At 69.2% G+C, this 22949-nt stretch carries 24 protein-coding genes and 3 tRNA genes; 5 read left to right on the top strand and 22 right to left on the bottom strand.

The features are described from left to right. Window positions 1–203 precede the first annotated feature (203 nt). The gene (locus IF88_RS43485; protein ID WP_078892888.1) at window positions 204–407 is read left to right on the top strand and encodes a hypothetical protein; all 204 of its coding nucleotides are present in this window, start codon (window positions 204–206) and stop codon (window positions 405–407) included. 308 nt (window positions 408–715) lie between these two features. Here the strand turns inward: IF88_RS43485 and IF88_RS0114680 are convergent, their stop codons facing one another. The 17 genes from IF88_RS0114680 to IF88_RS0114600 form a co-directional block, all read right to left on the bottom strand. Beyond that, complete coding sequence (locus IF88_RS0114680) at window positions 716–1372, bottom strand: hypothetical protein (RefSeq protein ID WP_234323527.1); 657 nt, start codon at window positions 1370–1372, stop codon at window positions 716–718. 38 nt (window positions 1373–1410) lie between these two features. After that, the gene (locus IF88_RS0114675; RefSeq protein ID WP_030711095.1) at window positions 1411–1689 is read right to left on the bottom strand and encodes a DUF6211 family protein; all 279 of its coding nucleotides are present in this window, start codon (window positions 1687–1689) and stop codon (window positions 1411–1413) included. A 202-nt stretch (window positions 1690–1891) separates the two neighbouring features. Further along, complete coding sequence (locus IF88_RS0114670) at window positions 1892–2500, bottom strand: DUF6349 family protein (RefSeq protein ID WP_030711089.1); 609 nt, start codon at window positions 2498–2500, stop codon at window positions 1892–1894. Continuing rightward, window positions 2497–2898 carry a DUF6181 family protein gene (locus IF88_RS0114665; RefSeq protein ID WP_030711087.1) on the bottom strand — a complete coding sequence of 134 codons (402 nt, stop codon included), beginning with the start codon at window positions 2896–2898 and terminating at the stop codon, window positions 2497–2499. Before IF88_RS0114665 ends, IF88_RS0114670 begins: the two co-directional genes overlap by 4 nt. Window positions 2899–2940: 42 nt before the next feature. Further along, window positions 2941–3390: a DUF6197 family protein gene (locus IF88_RS0114660; RefSeq protein ID WP_030711085.1), complete on the bottom strand. Its 450-nt coding sequence runs from the start codon at window positions 3388–3390 to the stop codon at window positions 2941–2943. A gap of 58 nt (window positions 3391–3448) precedes the next feature. Beyond that, window positions 3449–4147, bottom strand: coding sequence for a hypothetical protein (locus IF88_RS0114655; protein ID WP_030711082.1), 699 nt, complete (start codon window positions 4145–4147; stop codon window positions 3449–3451). Window positions 4148–4219: 72 nt separating this feature from the next. Beyond that, window positions 4220–5233, bottom strand: a complete 1014-nt coding sequence (locus IF88_RS0114650) for a DUF3560 domain-containing protein (RefSeq protein ID WP_234323526.1) — start codon at window positions 5231–5233, stop codon at window positions 4220–4222. A gap of 315 nt (window positions 5234–5548) precedes the next feature. Continuing rightward, window positions 5549–5971 carry a DUF6409 family protein gene (locus tag IF88_RS0114645; RefSeq protein ID WP_030711079.1) on the bottom strand — a complete coding sequence of 141 codons (423 nt, stop codon included), beginning with the start codon at window positions 5969–5971 and terminating at the stop codon, window positions 5549–5551. Between the two features lie 119 nt (window positions 5972–6090). Continuing rightward, on the bottom strand, window positions 6091–6981 hold the full coding sequence (locus IF88_RS0114640) for a hypothetical protein (RefSeq protein WP_030711077.1): 891 nt from the start codon (window positions 6979–6981) through the stop codon (window positions 6091–6093). 123 nt (window positions 6982–7104) lie between these two features. Further along, on the bottom strand, window positions 7105–7464 hold the full coding sequence (locus IF88_RS0114635; protein WP_030711074.1) for a hypothetical protein: 360 nt from the start codon (window positions 7462–7464) through the stop codon (window positions 7105–7107). 67 nt (window positions 7465–7531) lie between these two features. After that, window positions 7532–7906 carry a hypothetical protein gene (locus tag IF88_RS0114630; RefSeq protein ID WP_030711073.1) on the bottom strand — a complete coding sequence of 125 codons (375 nt, stop codon included), beginning with the start codon at window positions 7904–7906 and terminating at the stop codon, window positions 7532–7534. Window positions 7907–8377: 471 nt separating this feature from the next. After that, window positions 8378–9484: a hypothetical protein gene (locus IF88_RS0114625; protein WP_051836866.1), complete on the bottom strand. Its 1107-nt coding sequence runs from the start codon at window positions 9482–9484 to the stop codon at window positions 8378–8380. 378 nt (window positions 9485–9862) lie between these two features. Further along, window positions 9863–11080: a hypothetical protein gene (locus IF88_RS0114620; RefSeq protein WP_234323525.1), complete on the bottom strand. Its 1218-nt coding sequence runs from the start codon at window positions 11078–11080 to the stop codon at window positions 9863–9865. 136 nt (window positions 11081–11216) lie between these two features. Then, window positions 11217–11639, bottom strand: coding sequence for a hypothetical protein (locus IF88_RS0114615; protein ID WP_030711067.1), 423 nt, complete (start codon window positions 11637–11639; stop codon window positions 11217–11219). Window positions 11640–11704: 65 nt separating this feature from the next. Next, on the bottom strand, window positions 11705–13483 hold the full coding sequence (locus IF88_RS0114610) for a ParB/RepB/Spo0J family partition protein (protein ID WP_030711065.1): 1779 nt from the start codon (window positions 13481–13483) through the stop codon (window positions 11705–11707). Window positions 13484–13579: 96 nt separating this feature from the next. Then, a complete protein-coding gene (locus IF88_RS0114605; protein WP_030711063.1) occupies window positions 13580–14050 on the bottom strand; it encodes a DUF6197 family protein in 471 nt (156 codons plus the stop codon). A 68-nt stretch (window positions 14051–14118) separates the two neighbouring features. After that, window positions 14119–14742 carry a DUF7168 domain-containing protein gene (locus IF88_RS0114600; protein WP_158754376.1) on the bottom strand — a complete coding sequence of 208 codons (624 nt, stop codon included), beginning with the start codon at window positions 14740–14742 and terminating at the stop codon, window positions 14119–14121. A gap of 431 nt (window positions 14743–15173) precedes the next feature. On the opposite strand from IF88_RS0114600, the gene IF88_RS0114595 reads away from it, so the two are divergent. Both IF88_RS0114595 and IF88_RS0114590 read left to right on the top strand, forming a co-directional pair. Next, window positions 15174–15623, top strand: coding sequence for a hypothetical protein (locus IF88_RS0114595; RefSeq protein ID WP_158754374.1), 450 nt, complete (start codon window positions 15174–15176; stop codon window positions 15621–15623). 100 nt (window positions 15624–15723) lie between these two features. Next, window positions 15724–16248: an HNH endonuclease gene (locus IF88_RS0114590; protein ID WP_078892906.1), complete on the top strand. Its 525-nt coding sequence runs from the start codon at window positions 15724–15726 to the stop codon at window positions 16246–16248. Window positions 16249–16315: 67 nt separating this feature from the next. Here the strand turns inward: IF88_RS0114590 and IF88_RS46480 are convergent, their stop codons facing one another. The 5 genes from IF88_RS46480 to IF88_RS0114565 all read right to left on the bottom strand — a co-directional run bounded on the left by IF88_RS46480 (window position 16316) and on the right by IF88_RS0114565 (window position 20843). Beyond that, entirely contained in the window at window positions 16316–18259 is a 1944-nt protein-coding gene (locus tag IF88_RS46480) for a tetratricopeptide repeat protein (RefSeq protein ID WP_158754372.1), read from the bottom strand. Between the two features lie 829 nt (window positions 18260–19088). Further along, window positions 19089–20324 (bottom strand): tyrosine-type recombinase/integrase, encoded by a 1236-nt coding sequence (locus tag IF88_RS0114580; RefSeq protein WP_030711054.1) that lies wholly within the window; start codon window positions 20322–20324, stop codon window positions 19089–19091. A gap of 104 nt (window positions 20325–20428) precedes the next feature. After that, window positions 20429–20502: transfer RNA gene (locus IF88_RS0114575), tRNA-Ile, on the bottom strand. Window positions 20503–20692: 190 nt separating this feature from the next. Further along, window positions 20693–20765: transfer RNA gene (locus IF88_RS0114570), tRNA-Asn, on the bottom strand. 5 nt (window positions 20766–20770) lie between these two features. After that, window positions 20771–20843, bottom strand: a tRNA-Asn gene (locus IF88_RS0114565). 145 nt (window positions 20844–20988) lie between these two features. Here IF88_RS0114565 and IF88_RS0114560 point away from each other — a divergent pair. Together IF88_RS0114560 and IF88_RS0114555 are read left to right on the top strand one after the other, a co-directional pair. Beyond that, entirely contained in the window at window positions 20989–21288 is a 300-nt protein-coding gene (locus tag IF88_RS0114560; RefSeq protein ID WP_030711052.1) for a hypothetical protein, read from the top strand. Between the two features lie 98 nt (window positions 21289–21386). Beyond that, entirely contained in the window at window positions 21387–22844 is a 1458-nt protein-coding gene (locus IF88_RS0114555) for an FGGY family carbohydrate kinase (RefSeq protein ID WP_030711050.1), read from the top strand. Window positions 22845–22949 lie beyond the last annotated feature (105 nt).

Genomic DNA, 22949 nt, shown 5'->3' with positions numbered 1-22949 from the left:
CTGCTGTGGATCGGGCTCCTTGGAGCCTGATGTCCTGGCGGACTGTTACCTCGGTGCCGTTGGGCATCGAGGTGTCGGGGGCTTGGGCATCACAGTCAGGGGGCGGGTCGCCGGAGGATGTAGGCAGGTGAGGACGTGGCAGCGCAGAGTCCGGGCCTGCGGCTGGTGACGGCTCTGAGCCGCGGGTCCGGCAGGATGCCGGTATGACGAACCGATACGGCGAGCCGATACGAACTGTGCGCGAGGCGCATTGCCCCCGCTGCAAGGCTGGGCGGGCGGAAATGGTCCACCTGCGCTTCGACGGCGATGCCGACGTGCGCCGCTGCGGCGAGTGCGGGGAAGAGTCCGGGCTGGAGATCCTTGTGTACGCCAAGCCGAGCGAGGTGACCCACCCGGGCGCAGGGTGACGCCACACGCTGCACTGACACCGCGCGGGGGCTCCGACCGGCCGGTGACTGGTGATACGGGAAGGTCCCCGTTCCGAGAACTGGAGCGGGGACCTTCTGATGTCACCGGGTGAGCTCGTGGCCGGGGCCTACGTGTTCAGCGGCCACTCGCCGAACGGCAAGGGTGCCTGGCGCTGGGCTTCGCGCACGGCCTCGTCCGTCCCGCACGTCGTGCAGATGAGGACATCGCGGTCAGCGGTCAGCCGGGAACGCGCGGGCCGATCACCGAGTCGGCCGCCGCAGCGTGGGCAGCGGGTATCGGTCAACGGTCACTCCTCGGGGTGCTCGCGGGCGGACTTGAGGATCAGGTTCCAGGTCGGGCGGGAGTAGGTCTTCTCCGTCTGCTCCTGGAGCTGGGGGATCAGCTCGGCGTTCGTCGCCCGAGGGTTTTCCGCGATGGCTCGCCGCGCGAGGGTCAGCCGTTCGTCCCCCTGATACGGGTAGGCCACCCGCGCGCGGGCGCCCGAGGGGCGTCCGCCGGCGTGGCCGCGGCCCTTGCGGTCCGCGAGGTACTGCCACAGCCTCCAGCGCTTCCACTTCGGGCGCCGGCGGGACGGGAGCTCGTCCCAGTCGTCGGGCTCGGGCCACCCTTCCGGCGGGCTCTTGACGTAGTGGGAGACGGTGGCGGAGTCGGCGAACCCGCAGACCTTCGCCGCTTCGGCCGGGGTCACCAGATCCTCGGGGTCGCCGTCGAGGTTCGGCGGGTTCGTGGTGCTCGCGGCAGCGCGCTGACGCTGAAGCTCGTGGTGCCACGTCGCCCATTCGTCGCCGTCCCAGTGCATGACGCCGTCGATGGTCTCCGTAACGGGCGGGTGCCCGTTGTTCTCCCGGTCGGTCCAGAGGTTCTGAAGCGTCGGCTCACTGATGTTGTGGACCTTGCGCAGGTCCGCTCGCGAGTAGAGCGTGCGGCCGGTCTTGCGGGGCACGGTCGTCTCCTGTTCGGGGTCGTGATTGCTCGGCGGGGTCATTGGAGGTCGTCCGGTTCCGGGGCCGGCGCCCACGTGCGGCTGCCGGTGGGTTCGAGCCGGGTGAGGGCGGCTATGTCGTCCAGGGGAACGGCGGCGGCCCAGTCGGCGCGGCCGGGGTGGTCGGCGGGGTGGTTGAGCACGAGGTGCCGACCGGTCGGAGGGAAGTCTTCGACGATGACGAAGCTGTCGGTGTCGTCGGCGCCGATGCTGTTACCCCTCTTGAGCTGGGCGATGTCGCCGGGCTGGGGACAGTCGGGGTGTCGGTCGCATAGCATGGTGGGGTTCTTTCTGGTGAGAGAACACTGACGGCCAGCGCCTTGTTGCCCATGTGCGCTGGCCGTCACTCGTTGTCTGGGGTGGTACGGCGTCGGTTCGACGCTCGGCCGGTCGGAGGTTGCCCTACTCCGCTGATGGCGAAGTAATTAAACCACCTTTACCGTGGCCGGGGCGGGGCCCTGGTCCGGAGGACGGCGGTAATCAGAAGAGGGCCCCCTGATCTGTCGGGGGCTCGCCCCGGTCGCTCGGCGGCTGGTCGATCCGGAGTTCGTAGCGGGGGCGTCCCGCGTGCGGTGGGGCATGGGCTTCGCGGCGGTGGCGGCTCCAGGCCAGGAGCGGTGCGCCCTGGTCCACCCACCCCGCCGGGTACAGGGATGTCAGCTGATTCCAGCGGCCTCGGCGTTGCGGGATCTTCCACCGGTCCTTGACCCTGGTGATCGGCGGCAGCGTCCGCCACCCAGGGAACGCGTGGTCGTGGGCGTCCTCCACCGCCTCGTTGTCACCGTCGCCGTACCCGTCGCCGCGGTGGACGGGGCCCTCCCAGTCACAGGTGAGGCACCCGCCGCGGAACTCCTGCTCATCCCGGCGGCCGGGGGGCCGGCTGCGGGAGAGCAGGGTCGGTGCGTGATGTGCGGGCCGGTCCCGTTCGTGCCCGAGGTCGCAGTACGCGCCGCCCGGGTGTCCGGGCTGGATGTGCCACGTCTGCGCCGCGCTCTGCTTCGCGAGGGCGCGCGTCCGTGCGGTGCGCACCCGCCAGTAGTACGTCTGTCGCGCTCGTGCGCCGGTCGGCTCGGTGACGGTCGCGGTCATGGCTTCTCGCTCCGTGCGGCGACGAGCACTTCGCGGAGGGGATCGGCAAGGACGGCTTGTTCGTCGGGGGCGTCGATGAACCGCGGGCCGTACGCGCGCCGGATCGCACGGCGGGCGTCCTGGTGGCGGTCGAAGTCGGGGTAGAACGGCGACCGGTCGAGTACGTCGTAGCCGTGCTGGGTGAGCACGTCGGCGATGAGTGATCGGACCTGTACGGGGTCAAGGGTGTGAAGGTCGGTCTCCACGGGGGCCGCGAGGAGTACGCGGATCAGCTCGGACGCGCTGAGCCGGGGTTGGAGTGGGACACCGATCCGGTGGACGCCGTCCCGGCTCGGAGTGGCGCCCCCGCGGCGGCTCGGCGTCCTGGTGGTGCTGCGGGATTCTGTCGTCTCGTCCATGGTGCTGGCCTTCGAAGACTCGATGTGGGGAGAGAGAGGCGGTCAGAGGGATAGAAGGCCCTGTGCGCCGTGCGCACGTTCAGCGCGGGCGGCGGCGGCACGGAAGGCGCGGGCGGCGTCGGTGGCGGTGCGGCCGGGCTCGGCGCTCCACCGGTCGATCACCTCGCGGTGTAGGGCTTTCTCGGCGGCGGGCTCGTTGGCGTCGCCGGGGTGACCGGTGAGGGTCTCGGCGAGGACGCCGAACGCGTGGTCGCGGGCTCGGTGGATGCGGTCCCAGTCGTACGTCCGGCCGGCGGCTCCCCGCCCGTGTCCGGCGGCGACTTCCAAGGCGCCGCGCGGCCAGCACGGCAGGGTGGCGGTGCGGCCGGGGCCGGCGAACAGGCGGGGGCCCTGGTGGATGCCGACGTGTTCGATGTGGTGGGCGGCCCATTCCAGGATTCCGGCCGGGGTGTCCGCGATGACGACGCTTTCGGGGCTGTAGCGGATCGGCATGGTGGTGTCCGTTTCGGGAGGCCGGGGGCGGCGGCGTCGCGCCGCCCCCGGGGTCGGGCTAGTGCTGGTAGGCGGGGATCAGCTGGCGGACCTTGTCCTTGCCGATGCAGCCGCCCTCGTGGCGGTGAGCGCTCGGCGGGGCCCCGTTGCGCCCGCGCAAGTGCGACCAGAACTTCGGGCCCTCCCACGGGCACAACAGGCAAGAGAGGAACCAGTGGTTATCGGAGCCCGGGAACCCTGTGAGGACCGCCCGCCAGTGGTGGGCCGCGAGTCCCGCGAACGCCGTCTGCGCGCTCTCGATGTTGCGATCGGTGACGGGCATCCGCGGGTGCAGCAGGGGCACCGGCCCGTTGAGCGGCTTGGGCGCTTCGGCCCGGACTTGGTCCAGGGGAACGGCGGTGATGCGTCCGGCGGCGTACTCCTGGGCTAGGTGGGCGGCAGCCATCTCGATGCCTGGGACGCCTGTGGGCGGGCGGCGGAGGTTGTGTTCCCCCGTGCTGGTGTCGACCCACCAGTCCCGGTGCCACCGGTGGGCGCGTCCGATGACCTGGTCCTCACCGATGATCACGGGGTACCGGCACGACATGTCCGGGACTCCGACGCGGTACGGCATGGCGGCCTGAAGGGAGGCGGTCGCCGCAACTTCGCGGACGGCCGTCCGGTGGTCGAGTTGGCTGGGGTCGGGAGTGCGGTGGTCGCCCGTCTCGTCGTCGGAGACGGTGACGATCGCGGGTCGTTCGAGGAGTTGAGTGCTCATGGTGGTGCCCTGTTCTGGTGAGAGAGGGGCCCGCCCCGGGACGCACGGCCGCCGGGGCGGGCGGGGCAATCGCTACGCGGCCTCGGCCGGGGCCGTCGGCTGCATCTCGTCGGCGCTCTTGCGTCCCGAGACGTCGTCGTAGGGGACGGTCCAGGTCCAGTCGTCGTGCCGGTTGCCCGTGGCGCGGACGACGTGCTGACCGACGCCGTTGTGGATGTGCGGGATGGTCACGGACTTCGGGTTGACGCGCAGGACCTCGTACCAGGTGCCTCGGTAGAGAACGAAGTCACCGCGCGTGAAGTCGGCCTTCGACCAGACCTTGAAGCCTTCGGCCTCGGCGTCCTTGATGATCTGCTGCCAGTGCTCGATCTCTTCGGTCAGTTCCTCGTGCCGGATCGTCAGCTCGGGGTCGTTGGGGTTGCGGGAATAGCCCTTGGCGGACTTGCCGCGCTGCCACTTCTCAACCGCGCGGAGGTCGGCCCGCAGCTTGTCGAGACGGCGGAGCGTGCGGCCGGGGTCCTTCTTGAACCGCTCGTAGTTCGCGGCGGCCTGGGCGCGGCCGGTCCAGTGCTCGGCACGGTCGCGCTCGCCGATGCTCTTGCGCATCGCGTTGTCCATCCGGGCGTGATCACGGCGGGCGCGGCCCTCGGAGTGGTGGCCGATGAGGATGGGCTGACCATAGGCAAACCGCTCGGATATCTCGTGGCTCGACTTCCACGCGGCCTCGGAGTTGCGGGCGGCGTTGTCGGCGTATCCGCCGAACCTCTCGGCCCGGCCCTCGGCCTTCTCCTCCCGGTCCTGCTCGGCCTCGGAGAACGATCGGCGGTCCGCGTTGTCGATGGTCAACGTGACCTCGAAGCCCGTGTCTCGGAGTCGCTGCGCGAGGAGTTCGAGCGAGGGGGTGTAGGTGGCGTGGTCGCGGCTGTGGGGGAGGTACCAGCAGTCAAGGTTCCTGCTCCAGCGGAAGGGCTGGCGCTGGGTGCGGCCGTACTCGCGGAGCCGCAGGATTTCGGCTGATCCGTCGTTCCGACTGGTGCCCTCGATCAGGGTTCCTTCTCGGCGAGTGTGGGTGATCTCGATTGTCACTGAACTGGTCTTTTCTGGTGAGAGTTTGTGGTCCGGCCTGTCCGGACCGTGCGTTGGCAGCGGTGCTGCACCACGGGCGCGGGCCGTGAGGGACGATCGGCTCGCGGGCCGTCGCGCCTGCGCGACGGCAGGGGCTGCCGCGCCCCCGCGGGGCGCGTCCTTCGCGGTCCGGTGCCCGTCGTCAGTCGGCGGAGCCGGCTGGCGGCGGTGAACGCACCGGACCTTGCTGCTGCCGCCCCGAAGGGGTGTCCGCTTGGGTGCTGGGGGCCTGCCGGTCCGGGGGTGTTGCCCTCCCCCGGACCGGCGGGGCCGTGGTCAGCTGCGGTGGAGCGTGTGCCGCGCGGCCGGGTCGGCGTCGGCCAGTCCGGCACGCTCGCGCCATGCCTGGCGCACGGCGGCGCGGAGTGCGTCCCCGTCGTCGTAGGCGAACCGTCCCCGGCGCAGGCTGCGGGCGATGTCGCGGAACGTGTCCTGGTGCATCGTGGTCAGCGTGTCGTCAATCGGCGTCAGCTCGTGCGGGAACATCGCCTGGACGCTGTCGCCGGGCTGCGGGGCACCGAGGGTGAAGTACCAGACCACGGACATGGTGGCCTCGTCCGCGAACTCCGGTCCGCCGAAGGGACCGACGACGACGGCGGGGCGGGTGTCGAGCTGGTGGCCCCGGAACCAGGGTCCGGCCAGTACGAGCGTCGCGGTGGGGAAGTCCTGGACGGTGGGGGTCTGGCGGGTGGAGAGCATGTCGTGTCCTGTCTGGTGAGAGGTTCCGCCGGGGCCGGTCGGCCCCGGCGGGGATGTCGGTCGGGGGTGTTGCCCTCCCCCTCCGACACCATTAATTAAACCATGTTCTTGGGTGAGGGTCAACCAGCCGGGGCAAGCTCGCGGCGGCGCTCGGCGGACGTGGCGACGGCGTGGGCGATGGCACGGCCGGTCTCGATGACGCGGACGGCGGACTCGTGAACCGGGGGCTTCTTGTCCTGGGTGATGATGCCCGCGAGCGGGGGCATGACGGCCGGTCCGGGGCCGACTCCGAGGATCAGCGCGGCGACGTGGGCGGCTGAGGCGACCTCGGCCGCGTGCTGACCGGGAAGCGGGGCGTCCGCCTCGGTAATGCGTCGCCATGCGTGGCCGTACAGCAGGATGCGGACGGCGTTGCCGGGGGCCTCCTGGGTGAAGTCGAACCCCCCGGCCTGCTCGGGGTCCTCGTGGTACTGGTCCCGGTACTGGCTCACCAGGACATCCCGGATGACCTCGGCGGCGAGCGGAGCAGCGGCGGGCGGCTCGTAGGCGTCGCCGTCGGTCTGGCTGATGTCGAACACAGGCCCCGCCTTGAAGCCGGACACCTTCCGCCCCTCCCCCTCGGCGGCGCCGTTGGCGGCCTCCCCCTGCCCGCTGTCGGCGGCTGCGGCCGCGGCATCCTGGGCATCTTCGGAACGGCGCTTAATCGGCGTCCATATGCGGATGGAGGTGGACCCCTTGACCGGGAAGCGCCCGGCCTTTCGCCAGTCTCCGGAGCTGAGTACGTGGGTTGCATGCGGGCACTGGGCGGCGACGGCGATGCAGTTGGCGGGGCTACGGTCGTCGCGGTCCGGGTGGGTCAGCTTCGCGGCCGTGCGCATGACCGTGGTCCAGAATTCCTCGCTGGCGACCATCGCGCCGTAAGCGCGATCCATGACGGCTTCGAGTTCACCGCGCATCTTGGCGCTGTAGGCGCGGCGCTCTTCGTCGGTCATCTTCGGCTTACGGGGCATGTCGCGGTCCTCCTGGTGAGAATTGGGAGTCCAGGGCCGGCTGGCCCTGCGATGTCGGTTCGGGGTGTTGCCCTCCCCTTCCGACACCACTAATTAAACCATGTTCTAGGGTTTTCGGCAACCCTAGATCCAGTGCAGCCCCTCCGCGTGGCACGCACCCCGGTACCCCTCTATGACCTGGTCCTCTATCTCTGTCCAGTGTTCGAGGATATCGGGGGCGGTTTCCCGGTCGCTGGCCGCACGCTTGGCCCTGCGCCACTCAATCGCGATTTTGAGCGTGCGAAGCTGGGAGCGAGTGAGAAGCCATCGGCCGGAATCCGGGAGTTCGTCACCGTAGGCCATTGCTACGGCGTTGTTGATGTTCTCGGTACCGGACCACACATTCTGTGCGGACTGGAGAGCAAGAGCCCGTTTAAGGGTGCACCGGAGGTGCGGGGCCTGCACGGTCCATCGCGGCTTGATAACGAATATGTCGGCGCTCATCGCGTGGCCTTTCGCCGTTGAGGGGGCGGCGCGCTACGGGAGCGCGTCGCCGGGAATGCTAGGGGGGTTAGAGGGCGTATTCGTGCTCGTCGCGCTCGCCCTCGGGGGTCTGGACGTGGGGCAGGAAGCGGCTTACTGCGAATACGACGGCGTCGGCAATGATCCGGGGCGCGTCGTTGAGCACGACGTTCACCGCGCCCCCGTCGAGCCCAATTCGCACTTCGCCCGGCTCAAGGTTCATGTAGATATAGGCACTTGTTCCGTCGACCCGGGTACGGGCTCCGGGAAGCCGGTCGGAAAAGTCGCGGGCGAGTTCTTCAACGTCACGTCGAGCCTCGGCCCGTTCGTGGTTGTGCTGCTTCACGCGCTCGTGAACGTCGCGGTGCACGGGGATGAGGTCGCCGGAGATCAAGGCTGCGATGTCTGCGGGGGCCTCGCTCATGGCGACGCGGACGCTGTCCCGCTCCCCCCTACGGAACGGGTAGTCCGTGGCGGGGAATGCGCCTCTGATGTGGAGTTGCCCGGGGTCGTCGAAGCGCTCGGAGAGGTGGAGCTGTCGGCCGTCGAGGTGGGTGAGGGTGGCGGCGTGGTTCAGTTCCTGGATGCCGTGGTACGCCTGCTGGCTCGGCCGGGCCCGGCCACAACGGGCCTGGGCGGGGTTCCCTCCTCGGTCGGACAGCTCCGCCGTACCAGGGTTCCGGGCGCGGTGTCCTGGCTCGCGCAGCGACCGCGCAGCGGCTCGGCCTGGACGCCGTGCCCGGGTTCCTGGTACGCCCCTTGGGGTGTCCGGCCGAGGAGGGAACCCCGCCTTCTACCTCAACCACGACGGCGCGGCACCCAACCGACCAGCCCCCACCCCCTCCGAGAGAGGACCCGCCGGAGGCAAGAAGCCTTTCCGGCCGGCACCCCGGCATCACCACAACGCGGACTGTACGGCGAACTTCCCGCTCGTCCACGACCTCGTTGGGGCCGGCGGGGTCTCGACGGGGGTGGTCGCTGGGCGCGGCGCCTTCACCGCGGGGCAGTATCCGCCTTCGTTCTCCCACTGGTCGGTCGCGTCGCTTCCGGCGCGCTCCTCTTGTTCAGCGAGCGTGACCGGTCGCCGGTACAGCCGCTGTGCGCTGGTGTCGAGCGGCGGCAGGCAGCGGGCGGCGGCCTTCTGCTCGTCGCGGCGCTTGTACCGTCGGCGGACCTGGGCGAATCGTGCCTCGTAGGCGGCCTGGTCGCTGGCGTGCAGTCCGGCCGGGTGCAGCCGGGCGAGTTCTAGGGCGACCTGGCCCATTGGGCTGGGGGTCAGCACGCGGGTACCGTCGTCCTGGCGGGCGGCGACGAGGAACCGGGCGGCGAACAGTGCCTGCGTCCTCTCCTGGCTGACCCTGCGGCCACCGCCGCATACGCCGTGCCGCGCCGCTTGCCGGGCTCGCCCGCCTCGCCAGTACAGGCGGCCGGTCTCGGCGGCTGCCAGCACACGGACGTGTCCCGCCGTCCAGCCGAGTTCGGCAACGTGCCGCTCCGCGAAGTACCGGTTCGCCGCCGCCCGATCCCGGTTCTCGCGGTCCATGCCGGTGGCGGCCCGCTCCTCGGCTTCCTGCTGGGCTTCCTCCTGGCGGCGGGCGCTCTCCTGCTCGGCGTACTCGGTCGCAGTCAAGGTCCGCTCCAGCTCGGCCCGCAGGTCGGCGGCCGTCGTCTCGACCCCGGCCGCCAACTGGGCGCGAACGGCGTGGTCGACGACCTCTCGGGCGCAGTACAACAGTGCACTGCCCGGCATGTCGTGGTCGTCGGCGTACCGCTCGGCGCGGTCGGCGTGTCCCTCGGCCTCGACGGCTTCCTTGTGGGCCGTGTGCATGGCCGCCTCTAGGCGGGCGGTGGCTCCGGATCGGCTGCGGCACACGGCGGTCATGGCGTCGTCGGCGGCGGTGACGGCGAGGAGGGCGGCTTGCCTGGCGACCTGGAGGCAGGTCTGCGGGGACGGCTCTCCTGACGGGGCGGCCGGACGGCTGGCATACGCGTTCTCGGGCATGGGGTGTCCCTCGTGGGTATCTCGGTGGTGCAGTCGGGGGCGTGCCGTGCCCCGGCCGGCGGCTCCCCGCCCGGGGTCGCGCGGAGCGCGATGGACAGCGCTGTCGTGCCCCCAGGGCATGCCCTTCGGCCCGGCGTCCGGACGGGGCGGGAGGGCCGCCCGCGGCCCGGACGTTCCGGCCGGCTGCGAGCCGGGCCAGGCTGAGCCGTCCCGAAGGGGCGCCCTTTGTACGGGGGCTGGTGTGCGGGGCCGGCCGCCGACGCGGTCGAGCTCGGTCGGCGGTGGGCGGAGCGTGGGGTGGGCGGCTCGATGCCGACCACCCCACGGCCCGGCGGCCGGGGTCCGGCCGGGCGGCGGCCCACCGCCCGGCCGGGCCTCCTACGCGGCGACCGGTTCGCGCTCCGCGACGCGGCACCGGGTGAGTACGGTCTGCGCGGTCTCGCCGTAGATGCTGTGGTCCTTGACCGTGCCGGTCAGCTCGACCTCGTCGCCCTGGTCGGGGACGGTCCCGGCGCTGCTGAACCAGACGAACACGTTGCCCTGCGGGTCCTGGAACTTCACCAGTCGGCGGCGCTGGGTCTGGTAGCCGTACGTCCGGCCCTCCAGCTCGATCACGGTCGTGACGGTGACGTTCGTGGTGATGCGCTCGCCCACGGTGCCCTGCGGCTTGCTGTTCTGGGCGGCCCGCTCGGTGGCCTCCTTCTCCTGGTCGCGGTGCCATCCCGCGATGGCGGACACCAGAGTCGGCAGGTGGCGCGGGTCGACGGTCTCCCCCTTGGCCAGCTGACCCACCTTGTGGCGATAGTCGGACAGGCTGCCGTACCCCTGGATGGCCCATGCCCGGACGGCGGCGGCGGTGCTCGGGGCGTCGGGCTCGGCGTCGACGGCGGCCCGCCACTCCATCGGGGCCTTACGGTCGAAGAAGTACGCTTCGACCGAATCGGCGGTCGGCACGGTGTTCTTCCACTGCTCGGACCGGCCGTAGAAACGGCCGTCCTGCTGCACGATCGCGGCGGCCACGCGCAGGACCTCAGCCACCGGCACACGGAGATCGGCCGGAATGCCCCCCTCGCCGCCGTCCCAGTCGGAATCCTTCAGCGTGCCGAACCTCCACAGGGCCTCAAGACCCTTGATCGGGAGACCGGTGTACGGCTCGACGCACGTCGTGCCCAACTGCTTCATCTCGCCGTTCTCGTGGCGGGCGAGATAAGTGGCGGTGCGGTGTCGGGCGATGTTGCAGCCGTGGCAGACGTTCGCGATGGCGTGGTGTCCGCGCACGGCCTCGGCGTCCTGCTCGGGCAGACCGGGGAACAGGCTGGTGATCGTCTCGCCCTCCTCGTCGTGGTCCAGGCGGGCAAGGACGGTCCAGCCGTGGTGACGGGGAATGTCACCGGAGATCGTCACGGTGACGGTGGGGCGCTTGCCGATCAGGCGCCCGTCAATGTCGTGGTAGTCAGCCAGGAAGGACGCGGAGATGTCGAGCGTGTACGCGGTGAGCTGGTGGACGGCGGCGCGCGCGTTGGTGGCCTCGACAAGCTGACGGACGCGGGACTGGGCCGTGGCGGGGATGGAAAATCGCATGGCTGCGCTGGTCATCGTGGGTGCTCCTGCTGGTGAGAGAGGATTCGAGGGCCCGGCCGGGCGGGTTGCCCTCCGCGTACGGCCGGGGTCGGGGCCGGCTGGCGGCCCGTGAGTCGGAGGAGGTGTTGCCCTCCCCCTCCGACACCACTAATTAAACCATGTTTTTGGATGTGGGGCAAGTATCCCGGCCGGGGATGTCGAGTGCGGCGCGGTCGCGCAGGAACGCGGCGAACAGGGCGGCGGTGTAGCTGTCGGCGGTGCCGTAGGTGCGGCGGCAGTCCAGGGCTCCGATGCGCTCGCCCCGGTGGCGGACGGGGAACGGCTGGCCGGTGGCGGGGATGGCGAGTGCGTACAGTCCGCGCGGGGTGTCCACGCGCAGGACGACGGCGGCGGCCTGGTGGTCGTAGGCGGCGGACCAGCGGGCGGGCCCGATGCCGAACTCCGCAAGTCCGGACGCGATGGCGCGGGCCTGCATGATGTCGGCGGTGGTGCTGGGGTCGGGCTCGGCGGGGGCGGGGACGCATCCGCAACCGTGGTCGTCGGCGTGGGTCTCGAACAGAGCTGTACGGGTCACTGCGGGGCTCCTGGGGTGGCCGGGGGCGGGGATTTTCCCGCCCCCGGCATCGGGCGACTGAGGGGTTAGGCGGCGGATTCGTCGTCGCTTGACGGTTCGTCGGCCTCGGCCTCCGGCTCGCTCGACTCCTCGTCAGTGCCGGTCTCCTGCTCGGTCTCCGGCTCACTGCCGGACGTGATCGCGGCGCGAGGCTTCTTCTTCGCCGGGTCGTACGGCTCCCCATCCACGACGGACTGCTCAATGGGCGTGAGCGGGTACCCCAGGGACTCCAGCACCCGGAACCACTGGCCGGTCGGCTTCCGCGTCCACGGGGCGTGCTGGTCGTCGGTCCGCCATGCCGACCGGTTCGCGCACTTCTCGCGGACGGCGGCTATGGCCGCGAACTGGAGCTGCGGGGCCCGGCGGGGGTCCTTGGCGATGTGCTCGGCAAAGCTGCTCCGGTCCTTGGCCTGCTGGGTGTTCAGCCCCAGGAAGGCGGCCAGGATGCCGGTGGTGCCTTCCTTGTTCAGGTCGTCGGAGACTCCCCACGTGCCGCTGATAAGAGCCTCGTTGACGTGGCCGATCAGGGCATTGGTGATGTTCTTCGCGAGAGTGCGGCGCTTGATGAGATCGGTGATCCACTTCCTGCGGACCGATTCGGCGGCGTCCCAGTCGATGTTCCCCTTCTTGACGGCGGCGCGGGCGGCGCGCTCGGCCTCCTTCTCGGCGGTGGTCTTCGTGCCGCCGTTACTGCTGCCGCTGGCACTCTCGGGCACCGTGTGGCCGTACAGGCCGGGGGCGGAGCAGTAGGGCTCGTACCGGTCGCCCCGCCGCTCGTCGAACACCCACACCAGCCCCTTGCACTCGGCGTGCTCCTCGGTGCTGGTGCCGCGCAGTCGCCACACGGGCATGGCGCGCTCGGACAGTTCGTCGGCGTCCCTGATCTTCTGTCCGGCCGTCTCCAGCTCCGCGCGGTGCGCTTCAGCCTTGGTCCGCTTGTCGCGCTTGGTCCGCTCCACGGCAATGGCCCAGTCGACGTCTCCGGCGTCCGCGTCGACCTCGGCGGCGGCCTCGGTGATCGCGGCGAGCGCTTCGGCATCGTCGGCAAACTCGGTGAGGGCGGCCATGTGCTCGAACGTCCACGCGTAGCTGCTCGCGCCCGTGAGGGCGGCGCTCAACTTCTCGTCGGACCGGACCTTGACGACTGTCTTCACGTCCTTCTGCCGCACGCCTGCGGCTCGGGCGATACGGCCGACCTGTGCGCCTGCCTCGGCGGCGCTGAACATCGCCTGGTTCATCTCGGACGGCGTCAGGCTCTTGCGGTGCTGGGCGGTCGTGATCATGTCGAGGAACTGCCCGGCCGCGTCGCGGTCGTCGTCGTCCCACTCGTACGGCAGGTGAGTAAGACCCGCGTCCTTTGATCCGTAGAAGCGACGGTTTCCGTCGTTGACCTGGAGGACTCCGCCGTCAACTCGCTGGATCTTGACGGGGATGCGGCACCCCTCGGTACGGAGGGAGTCCACGAACGCGCCGCTGATGTCGAGGTCTTCGCGGGCGTTCTTCGGGTGCGGGGTGAGCGCGTCGAGCCGGATGACCGGGCGGGACGTGGCCGGGACGGTCTCCAGCTCTGTGGCGACGGCGGCGGCGAGACGCTGGAACCCGTCGATGACCTGCGGCACGTCGCCGTGGGTCCGTACGACGTACAGCGGCTCCTTGACCCCGTTCTCCTTCACGTCCGCCAGCAGATCGGCCGGGGTCTCGATGGCGCGGAGGTTGCCGGGGTGCGCGGCGAGTTCGGCGACGGTGAGGGTCGGCCACGGGGCAGGGGCAGCCTGGACGCCGGCCTGGGTCTTGATGTTGGTCATCGTTCCTTCTCTTCCTGGTGAGAGTTCCGTCGTGGCCGTTCGGCCCGGTGGGGGTGTCGGTCGGGGGTGTTGCCCTCCCCCTTCCGACACCATTAATTAAACCATATTCTGAAGGCTGGGGCAACCGGGAGTGATGTGATCGGCGCCACTCGGGTAGAGGGCTGCGGCGGCGCGGATCATCGCGGCGGCCTCGGCGGTGGTCCGCTCAGGCCCGTCTCCCCAGCACCACAACATCGTGCGGCGGTAGGCGTCTTCGGTAAGCCGCAGCTTCCGCCACCGGACGCCGGACACGGGGCGGCCGTTGACGTGGTTGGTGAGCACCACAAGGGAGTCGGTAAGGGCTCGGTGGAAAATGTCCCACGGTTCGCCGCGTACGGACCAGCGGGGCCGGGCGGCGCGCACGCCGCGCCCCCATGCGTGCAGCACGGTGCACGGAGCGGTGTCGCCCATCCGGCCGGGCTGCCAGAGGTGGTCACCCTGGTACAGGCCGACGCGTTCGATGTGGTCGGCGGCGGCAGTGAGGATGCGGGCGGGAGTGGCGGGCGGCTTGCGAGACGGCACGATCATGCTCCTGGGGTAGGTCGCGGGCGGGGCGGCCGGGGGCGGCGGGACAGCCGCCCCCGGCCAAGATGTGGCTACGCGGCTATGGACCCGGCCGTTGTGCGGCCGATCCGCTTACCGCCGATGTCGGCGCGGCTCCCAGCGGCCCAACCTGCCCCGTACCCGTTGCCGGTCATGGTCGTCCGGCCGCCGCTACGGGCACGCGGGTACGCCTGCCGATAGCTACGCTCGACAACGGACTTGCGGTCCGCCAGCACAAGGGCGGCACTGCGGCCCGTGGCCGTGGTCTCGCCCCTGGCCTGCTCGCGTGCGCCACGCTCGGCCTCTTCGATCCGGTCGCCAACGCGGCTGATGAAGCCGAGGAGCCAGGATCGACGCCAGGCACGCACGCCGCTGCGCATGGGTACGGTCTGGGCGTTGAGTCCGCCGTTCATCTGGAGCAGGAGAGAGGTGTAGAGCAGTTCGACGCGCTCAAGATCGCTGGCGTAGCCGAAGATGTGCACCCGGCGGGCCGGGCCGTCGCCGTCGCGCCCAAGGTGGATGAGCTGGCAACCGAGAGCAAGGGCTATGCGGTTGATCAGTCGCACCCGCTCCATGGCCCAGGGGTTGTCCAGGACGATCTGACGGTCAGCCGGGGCGTCACCGGCCGGGTTCGCGTCGTTCAGCATCGCCTGCTCAACGCCGTACTTCGCCATCATCTCGAAGGCCCGCTTCCGGGCCAGCTCCGCTTCCGGCTCCGCTCGGCCGGGCCCGGCCACAACGGGCCTGGGCGGGGTTCCCTCCTCGGTCGGACAGCTCCGCCGTACCAGGGTTCCGGGCGCGGTGTCCTGGCTCGCGTAGCGACCGCGTAGCGGCTCGGCCTGGACTCCGTGCCCGGGTTCCTGGTACGCCCCTTGGGGTGTCCGGCCGAGGAGGGAACCCCGCCCTCTACCGCAACCACGACGGCGCGGCACCCAACCAACAAGCCCCCACCCCCTCCGAGAGAGGACCCGCCGGAGGCAAGAAGTCCTTCCGGCCGGCACCGACTGGGCGTCTGTGCCGACCGCTGCTGTGTGGTTCGAGATGTCCGCGGACCTGTGCCTACGGTGCGCGCGATGAGCAGCGATTTCGCACAGAACAGGGGGTACGGGTGAGCACGACACCGGCAGCATCGGTGAGCGCGGCAGAGCTGCGGCGGCGGGTTCGCGCTGTCGAAGCAAACCAGGCGAAGACACGGGAGATGGCCGCGGCGAACGTGTTGACAACGCGCGAGACCGCGACGAAGGCGGCGCGGGCGAAGGACGAGGCCGACATAGCGGCACGAGAAGCCGCTGCCGTAGCTCTGCGCTTGTTCGACAACGACACAGAGCTGGTCGCGAAACTGCTGGGGGTGCCGGCGGAGGAACTGGAACGCGAGGCGAAGCCTGTTACCGCCGCCCGCGCGAAGGAGATCATCGAGATGCTGCGGGCCCGCGCTGAACGCCCACGCACCAGCCGACCCCGTAAGTCTCGGGCGGAAGCGTCGGACCCGTCTCCTCCGGCTCTGGACACCACAGCTCCGATCCTCGCCCCGGACGGCAGTCGGGCTGATGGCGCCTGAGAACGACCTCGGGCCCGGACTCTTCCCGCTCACGGCGGTGAATGGGTCCGGGCCCGCTCCCGTTGATACACAGCTCGCCCTCATCGGTGAGCCAACGCCTGTGCGGATACCAGCGGTTGAGTGGGCGATCTGGCTGGCCGACGAGTCCGTTCAGGCCCGCTACTGGGCCAAGGTCTACCGCACCTCGTCAACCGAGGGCTGCTGGTTCTTCTGCGGCGGAATCTCCAGCACCGGCCACGCCAGTTTCCGTGCCGCCTCGCGGCCGGGCAGGACGCGCCGCGGCACGGTACCGGCTCACCTGTACGGGTACCAGCTCGCGCACGGCGTCATCCCTCGCCTCGGCTGGGGGACCGACAGCCCGACCGTCTGCCACACCTGCGACAACCACTCCTGCCAGCAGCCGGCGCACCTCCGGCTGGGCACGGCGGCGGAGAACCGGGCCGAATGGCTGGCCCGCCGCAGAGATCCAGGCAGCCCCTTGGCCGACCTCCGCGGCCCGGCCGGGCGCTCCCGCGCGATCGGCGCTGCCATCCGCGCCGGCCAGGAAGGCGGGGAGCCCGAAGGGGAGATCGCTACGCGCATACGCGTGGCGATCTCAGCGGGCCGCCCGCTCAGCCTCTGGTGACGACCAAGCGAGCCCACATGGCGAGAACATGACACTCAACGCCCCGCACCGCGCCCTGGTGTACGTATCACCTGTTGTCGGGTCGCCCTTCTTTCATTCTGGCGATCACTTGATTCAAAGCTGTCAGAAAGCCCGGAGTAATTATAGAATCTGGCTGCAATTTCCCCGAAGAAAGCGCGAGGTCGACCCAATAGGCAAACTCCTGTAAGTCGACACGATCTTCTCTCATCAAAAGTTTACCGAAGTCAAGTGCCGATTCGGGCCCTCGACGATCGAAGACTCGCCGCCACCAATACCTGGCTTCTTCTCGCGTTTCCCGCTCATAGAGGCTGTAGCCAACAAGAACCCACAACAGCAAGGCATCGTCCCCCGAGAGGGCCTGATCACAGAAGAGACGGGCCTCTGTCGGATCGATCTCGTAGAGCTCTACCACGATCTGCGACGCGAGAACTCGTCGATTATCACCCGCAGCCGCAATTGCCCTTTTCCACCAACTTCGAGCGAGATCAAGTTCATCATACTTCCGCAGCCACATCCCGATCTTCGCCGAAGCGGAAGCACCTTCAAGCTGGACTGCTTTATCCCACCACAATTCAGCTGCGTCGCGCTCGCCTTTCACGTGATGGGCAACCCCGATAATTCCTGCTGCTTCAGCACCTTCGCGGTCAACAGCGCGTTGAAGCCATACTTCTGCCTCGTCAGATTTCCCTGATGATCTGAGCCCCAGCCCATAAACCAACGCGCCACCCTGGAAATCACTTGCGGCAAGTTCCTTAGCTCCCGCCAGCACAACGTCCGCCCTGTCTACATGTGTCGCCGCAACCAGGATATGCAACAGAGTTTCATTTGTATCCGTGATGCTTAGGGCTGTTTTCCATGCCTGATCAGTTACGGATTGAGAATCTTCATCCCGTTCCACCACATCCACCAGATATTCGAACGGATACCATGCTCCGTCGATTGCGCCTGGAAGGAGCATGGACGTGACACCGAGGCGCACAGCAGTAACCCACTGCAACGCTGAATCCCACGGCTCCGGCCGAAGGGCTGGATCAGTCAGATAATACTGATGCAGCTCTTGGAGGAATGAAACCGGTACAGGCCAGCGGACTCCCGCGCGCACCAGGTCGATCGCAGCCGTGACGAGAGCAACGCCTCTCGGGTGCCCGCCACTACTGGAAGAACGGTTGGCCCTTACCAATTCATGGTGAAGCTTCGGCCCTGCAGCCAGATACTCGGCCACACCGTGAGGGCCGCTACTTTCTGCTGCGGCAATTAGGAGAGCGTCACCCGTTGATTCAGCACGAGCCAGTTCATCGGCGCTCCAGATTCGGTCAAACCTCACTAGTCGGGCAGCATTCAGAACTCGCGCCCCTGATTGCAGATGTAGGTAATCTACCGCCTGCCCAAAATCAAAGGGTGAATAGCTGCGGGACACGTCCTCGTACATGTCATACACATGGTCCCGGATCGTGGCCATCAAGAGAGTCTTGCTCCCTTTCAGTCCGGCCAATAGGCTGACGCTCACCGAGTTAGCGGAAAGGTACCTCTCTAGATCGTCTAACCAAACGATCACCGGATCCGCCACATTTGACACTAGATCCGGGAGTTCCCTAAGGTCGTCCTCAGGATCAGGAATTAGAACCCTGTTGCTGGGGAGCAAGCTTCGAATTGCTTGCACGGCAGAACGTGTCTTTCCTGCGGTGGAGTCCCCCACGAGCAGCAGGAATCCACCATCAGCCATTCCACTACGGACCGCTTCGCGTAATTCACGATCCGCATCCCGGAGCACGTAAGGGATCGCCTGCTCTCCGCTCGGGCCTGGCAGCGACCGATGCACACCGAGTTCAAGATCCGTCAGGTCCTTGACGCGAGGCCAAGTTTCGACGGAGCGCAGAGATTTTTCCGACTGAGTGACATAGAATTTTGGGTTCGTGAAGATCGGGGCGTTGGCGTCGCCGCCGATGGCGACAGCTGCGTCAGCGTTCGCCTGTACTTTCTTCCCGTTCACGGCTCGATCTCAGTGCTAATTTCGCCTTCAGCGTCCTGTCCGACGGTCACGCTTCCGGCCCCGGAGGCGGAGACACCTCCCGTCCTGCTCGATCCAGCGGCACCAGATCCCTTCACGCGAGTGGTGATCTTCTCTCGCGCGGAACCACCGATTGACACAGCGCCAGCGCCGGACGCGGTGACCTTGTTGCCTGTGTCCAGCAAACTGATCAGGACTTGAAGCAGCACGCCGATGATCACCAAGACGCCCAGACCCACCCACCAAGCCCAACCAGGCTCTTGTGTTGCGATGTTGGTGACGACACCACTAGCCGCTGCAACCACGACCGTCGCGCCAGCGGCAACTGCTCTCATCGCCCCCGATGCCATGTCTTCTCCCCGACGTCAGACAGCAGATGCATCGAATCATCCCCCACTGGTTTGCGTTGGAACAGGAAAATGGGAAGGTTCCCGCACTCAGTCCGCGGATGGGCTCAGATCGCGCCGATCATGCCACCCAGGGGAGCCGGACCTGACAGCCGGCGGTTCGCACTGGACTAGAGTCACCGACGCCGACACCCGCCTGGTCGTCGTAGTCGGCCGGCCGGTCGGTGGCCGATAACCATGCCGACTGCACGGCATGCGAGGAGTCCGGCGCCAGGGCCACGGTCATAGCACGGTCACGATCGCCGACGGCGGCTACCCGGGCACCGAGGCGTCCGCCATGCATGCTCGGCGTCGCCCGGATGCACAACCCCGCCCTCGCTGAATAGGGCGGCGGACCGTAGCGCAGCCCCCAGCCGAGGCAACTCGGAGGGGTGTCCGGCCTCCTGCCGTCCGCCAAGGCGCCCTCAGGCCGCCTTGGCCAGGCTCTGCGGAATCGCAGCGCTCATCGCCCACTTAACGGCTGCCACGACCTCATCGTCCGAGGACTCCAGGAGGTGTCCGTACCGGTCGACGGTCGTCGTGATCGACTCGTGGCCCAGGCGGGCCTGAATCACGGGCAGCGGGACCTTGCCGGCGATAAGCCAGGAAGCGTGGGTGTGGCGAAGGTCGTGGACACGCGGGCGCTTGGTGAGACCCGCGGCGTTGGCTCCGTCCAGGGCGGGCTTCCAGCGGTGCGCATGGAACACGCCGGAGTGCCAGGCCCCTCCCTCTGGGGCGGTGAACACCAGGTCGGTCGGCTTCTTTCCCCGGCAGATCCGCTGGAACAGCTCCACCTGCTCGGGAGTGAGCACGAGAGTCCGGCGCGACTTCTTCGTCTTGGGGGCCCCGAGGAACGTCCCACCCTCTCCTCTCCGCTTCCAAGCGCGCTGTACGCGCAGCGTCGGCCTCTTGGACGCGAAGGTGAAGTCCCGGGGTTGCAGCGCCGTCACCTCGCCCCAGCGGAGGCCGGTGCTCACCAGCGCGTCGATGATGTCGACGGCATCGGCACGTACGTGCGCCCGCAGGACTGCGTACTCCTCCGGCTCGAGGAACACCTCGTCGTCCTCGGTGTCGTTCCCTTTGGGCAACTTGGTGTGCGCGCAGGGGTTCGAGTCACGCAGCGCCGGATCGGCGTCCACGGCTGACTGGAGGATGCCGTAGAGCAAGCCGTGGAGGTTGGCAATCGTCTTCGCCGCGTACTTGCGGCGCTCCGTCCCCTGGGGGTGAAGGGGGCCGGGCCGCCCGTTCTGGAGGTCCAGAATCCACTGGCTGACGTGATCTCGGGTGAGCCTCTCCCCCCGATCGGAGGCGGACAGCTCTCCGAACCACGGGACCATGTGGTTGTCAATGAACCTGGTGTAGTTAGTCCTGGTGTGTTCGGATATGTCCGTCAGGAGCTCTACGTAGGCATGGGCGTAGGCCGGGAACTTCTCCGCTTCCAGTGCCGGCGACTCGCCCGACTCGACGAATCCCTCGCCCTTGACCCAGCCCGGCGGCCATTGCTGTCCGTGACCGTTCACCAAGTCGCGGAAACGTTCCGCCAACTTCTCATCGTCGAAGGTCTCACGGCACCAACGGCCCGTTCGGGAACCTCCAGCCCGCCACACAACGGTGTAGGAGGGGTCTCCGGACATACGTTCGTTGGTCTTGATCGAGGCCATACGGGGAATCGTACGGCGTGTCGGTGTGGCGCTCGTGTGGCGAACACCTCGGCGACGCTATCGTCAGATCAGCGTTTTACCTGGTCAGCGACGTTTCAGCTGAGTGGGGCGGGTGGGACTCGAACCCACGGCCGACGGATTATGAGTCCGCTGCTCTAACCGGCTGAGCTACCGCCCCTTCACGGCGTGGCGCGTACACGTGTGCGCGCCGTCTGCCGCAGCATAGCCGCTCATACGATCTCCTGCCTCGGATGCCTCGCATGATCGGCTTCGCCTGTTCAGAGAGACCGCGCTGCGGGCTGCCCGGTTCCGGGACGGGGTGGCAAAGAAAAGAAGAGGACCCCGTGGGGCCCTCTTCTTCTTCCGTGCTCCCCCGGCTGGACTCGAACCAGCAACCCTCCGGTTAACAGCCGAATGCTCTGCCAATTGAGCTACAGGGGACCGCGCTCCCCCGACTGGACTCGAACCAGTAACCTGCCGGTTAACAGCCGGCTGCTCTGCCAATTGAGCTACAGGGGATTGCTGCGGTGCATCGAACAGCCCACCTCCGGCCTTGCCGGGGGGCGAGTGCCCGTTGCGAGTCATAGATTAGCGCAAGCAGGGGGGTGCTCCGCCAATCGGTATCGGCAGCAGGCCGGGCACCACACGACGAAGGGTGACAGGCATGCGGTACAAGGTCACGTTCGTGGTCGGACTGGCCCTCGGGTACGTGCTCGGGACCCGGGCCGGACGCGAGCGCTACGAGCAGCTGAAGAAGTCCGCACGCGAGGTCGCGCAGAACCCGGCGGTGCGCAACGCCGCCGAGACCGCGGGCCACACCGGGCGCGAGTACGCCGGCAAGGCCTTCGCCGCGGTGAGCGAGAAGGTCGGCGACGCCGTGCCCGCCTCGCTGGCCGGGCGGGTACGGGGACTGCGCGACCGGTCCGGCGGCGGCGAGGACGACTGGGGCACGAGCAACACCTGAGGCGTCCGGCGTCCGCCGCGTGGGGTTCCCGGGACCGGTGAGGTTCCGGGGGCTCCGCAGCGGTCGAGACCGGCCCCGCGTGCGGCAGAATCCTCCACATGGGGATAGTCGCCGGGCTGGACAGCTCTTCCGCCTTCACACGCATCGTCGTCTGTGACACCGAGACCGGCGCCGTGCTGCGCCAGGGGTACGCGCCCCATCCGCAGCCCACGGGCGAACCCGACGGCGCCAGCCCCCACGAGACCGATCCACAGGCCTGGCTGCTCTCCCTCGGTGAGGCCGCCGGCGGCGGGCTCCTCGAAGGGGTCCAGGCCATAGGGGTCTCCGCGCAGCAGCACGGCCTGCTGCCGCTGGACCCGCAGGGCGGCCTGGTCCGCCCCGCCCTCGTCGGCAACGACAAGCGTCCTCAGGTCGCCGCCGTCGACCTCACCGAGGCACTCGGCGGCCGGCACGCCTGGACCGAGGCCGTGGGATCGGTCCCGCACGCCGCGCTGCCCGTCGCGAAGCTCGCCTGGCTGGCCCGCAACGAACCCGAGGCGGCCCGCCGGGTGGCCGTGCTGATGTCCCCGCACGACTGGCTGGTCTGGCAGCTGCTGGGCCGGCCGGCCCGGCGGACCACCGACCGGGGCGGCGCCTCGGGGACCGGGTACTGGTCGGCGGCCTCCGGAGCCTGGCGGCCCGACCTGGTGGAGCTGGCGCTCGGGCACCGGGCGCTGCTGCCCGAGGTGCTCGGCCCGGCCGACACCGCCGGGACCACGCCCGAGGGGCTGCTCATATCCGCCGGCACCGGCGAGACGATGGCCGCCGCGCTCGGGCTGGGGCTGGGCCCCGGCGACGCGGTGGTCTCGCTCGGCGCCTCCGGTTCGGTGATGGCGGTGCACCACGAGGCGCTGTCGGAGCCGGGCGGACTGATCACCTCCCTGGCCGACGCCACCGGCATGCACCTGCCCGTGGTGAACACCTCCAATGCCGTACGGGCCCTGCGCGGCACTGCCGAGCTGCTCGGCACCGATCTGGAGGGGCTGTCCGAGCTCGCGCTGAAGTCGACGCCGGGCGCGCACGGCCTCGTACTCCTGCCGTACCTGGAGGGTGAGCGGACGCCGAACCTGCCGCACACCGCCGGGACCCTGTCCGGGCTGCGCCGGGACTCGATGAAGCCGGAGCACCTGGCCCGGGCCGCGTTCGAGGGCATGCTCTGCGGGCTGGTGGACGCGCTCGACGTGCTGCGCTCGCGCGGGGTCGAGATCCGCCGGGTGTTCCTGCTGGGCGCGGCGGCCGAACTGCCCGCCGTACAGGCCGCGGCTCCCGGGCTGTTCGGGACGCAGGTCGTCGTACCGGCGCCGGCGGACTACGCGGCGCTGGGCGCGGCGCGGCAGGCGGCCTGGGCGCTCGGTGTGGCGCAGGGCACGCTGTCCCCGCACACCCCGCCGGTCTGGCCGGCCCCCGCGGCGCAGGTCTTCGAGCCGGGCGAGGAGTTCCCGGCGTGGCAGGCGGTGCGCCAGCAGTACATCGCGACGCGGGAGCAGATCCACCCCGGGGCGTTCCAGGGGGCGTGAGGGGGCCCGTCCGGGTCCGGCTCGTCTTGGAGGCCTAGGGCCGCAGCGCCCGGTGGCCTACTCCTTTTGACCGGCCTTTGCGAAATCCGCTGGGGATCGATGGGC

Source organism: Streptomyces sp. NRRL F-2580, from assembly GCF_000720115.1.
In the GTDB taxonomy this organism is placed as follows: domain Bacteria; phylum Actinomycetota; class Actinomycetes; order Streptomycetales; family Streptomycetaceae; genus Streptomyces.
The sequence above is the reverse complement of the archived record's forward strand: the minus strand, read 5'-3'. Positions and strand labels throughout refer to the sequence as shown.

Coding starts and splice junctions, on each gene's coding strand:
- IF88_RS0114580 (WP_030711054.1), bottom strand. CDS start 20,324: ATGGCCTCGATCAAGACCAACGAACGTATGTCCGGAGACCCCTCCTAC.
- IF88_RS0114675 (WP_030711095.1), bottom strand. CDS start 1,689: ATGCTATGCGACCGACACCCCGACTGTCCCCAGCCCGGCGACATCGCC.
- IF88_RS0114655 (WP_030711082.1), bottom strand. CDS start 4,147: ATGAGCACTCAACTCCTCGAACGACCCGCGATCGTCACCGTCTCCGAC.
- IF88_RS0114670 (WP_030711089.1), bottom strand. CDS start 2,500: ATGACCGCGACCGTCACCGAGCCGACCGGCGCACGAGCGCGACAGACG.
- IF88_RS0114665 (WP_030711087.1), bottom strand. CDS start 2,898: ATGGACGAGACGACAGAATCCCGCAGCACCACCAGGACGCCGAGCCGC.
- IF88_RS0114625 (WP_051836866.1), bottom strand. CDS start 9,484: ATGCCCGAGAACGCGTATGCCAGCCGTCCGGCCGCCCCGTCAGGAGAG.
- IF88_RS0114555 (WP_030711050.1), top strand. CDS start 21,387: ATGGGGATAGTCGCCGGGCTGGACAGCTCTTCCGCCTTCACACGCATC.
- IF88_RS0114610 (WP_030711065.1), bottom strand. CDS start 13,483: ATGACCAACATCAAGACCCAGGCCGGCGTCCAGGCTGCCCCTGCCCCG.
- IF88_RS0114630 (WP_030711073.1), bottom strand. CDS start 7,906: ATGAGCGAGGCCCCCGCAGACATCGCAGCCTTGATCTCCGGCGACCTC.
- IF88_RS0114640 (WP_030711077.1), bottom strand. CDS start 6,981: ATGCCCCGTAAGCCGAAGATGACCGACGAAGAGCGCCGCGCCTACAGC.
- IF88_RS43485 (WP_078892888.1), top strand. CDS start 204: ATGACGAACCGATACGGCGAGCCGATACGAACTGTGCGCGAGGCGCAT.
- IF88_RS0114620 (WP_234323525.1), bottom strand. CDS start 11,080: ATGACCAGCGCAGCCATGCGATTTTCCATCCCCGCCACGGCCCAGTCC.
- IF88_RS0114605 (WP_030711063.1), bottom strand. CDS start 14,050: ATGATCGTGCCGTCTCGCAAGCCGCCCGCCACTCCCGCCCGCATCCTC.
- IF88_RS0114645 (WP_030711079.1), bottom strand. CDS start 5,971: ATGCTCTCCACCCGCCAGACCCCCACCGTCCAGGACTTCCCCACCGCG.
- IF88_RS0114660 (WP_030711085.1), bottom strand. CDS start 3,390: ATGCCGATCCGCTACAGCCCCGAAAGCGTCGTCATCGCGGACACCCCG.
- IF88_RS0114600 (WP_158754376.1), bottom strand. CDS start 14,742: ATGATGGCGAAGTACGGCGTTGAGCAGGCGATGCTGAACGACGCGAAC.
- IF88_RS0114560 (WP_030711052.1), top strand. CDS start 20,989: ATGCGGTACAAGGTCACGTTCGTGGTCGGACTGGCCCTCGGGTACGTG.
- IF88_RS0114635 (WP_030711074.1), bottom strand. CDS start 7,464: ATGAGCGCCGACATATTCGTTATCAAGCCGCGATGGACCGTGCAGGCC.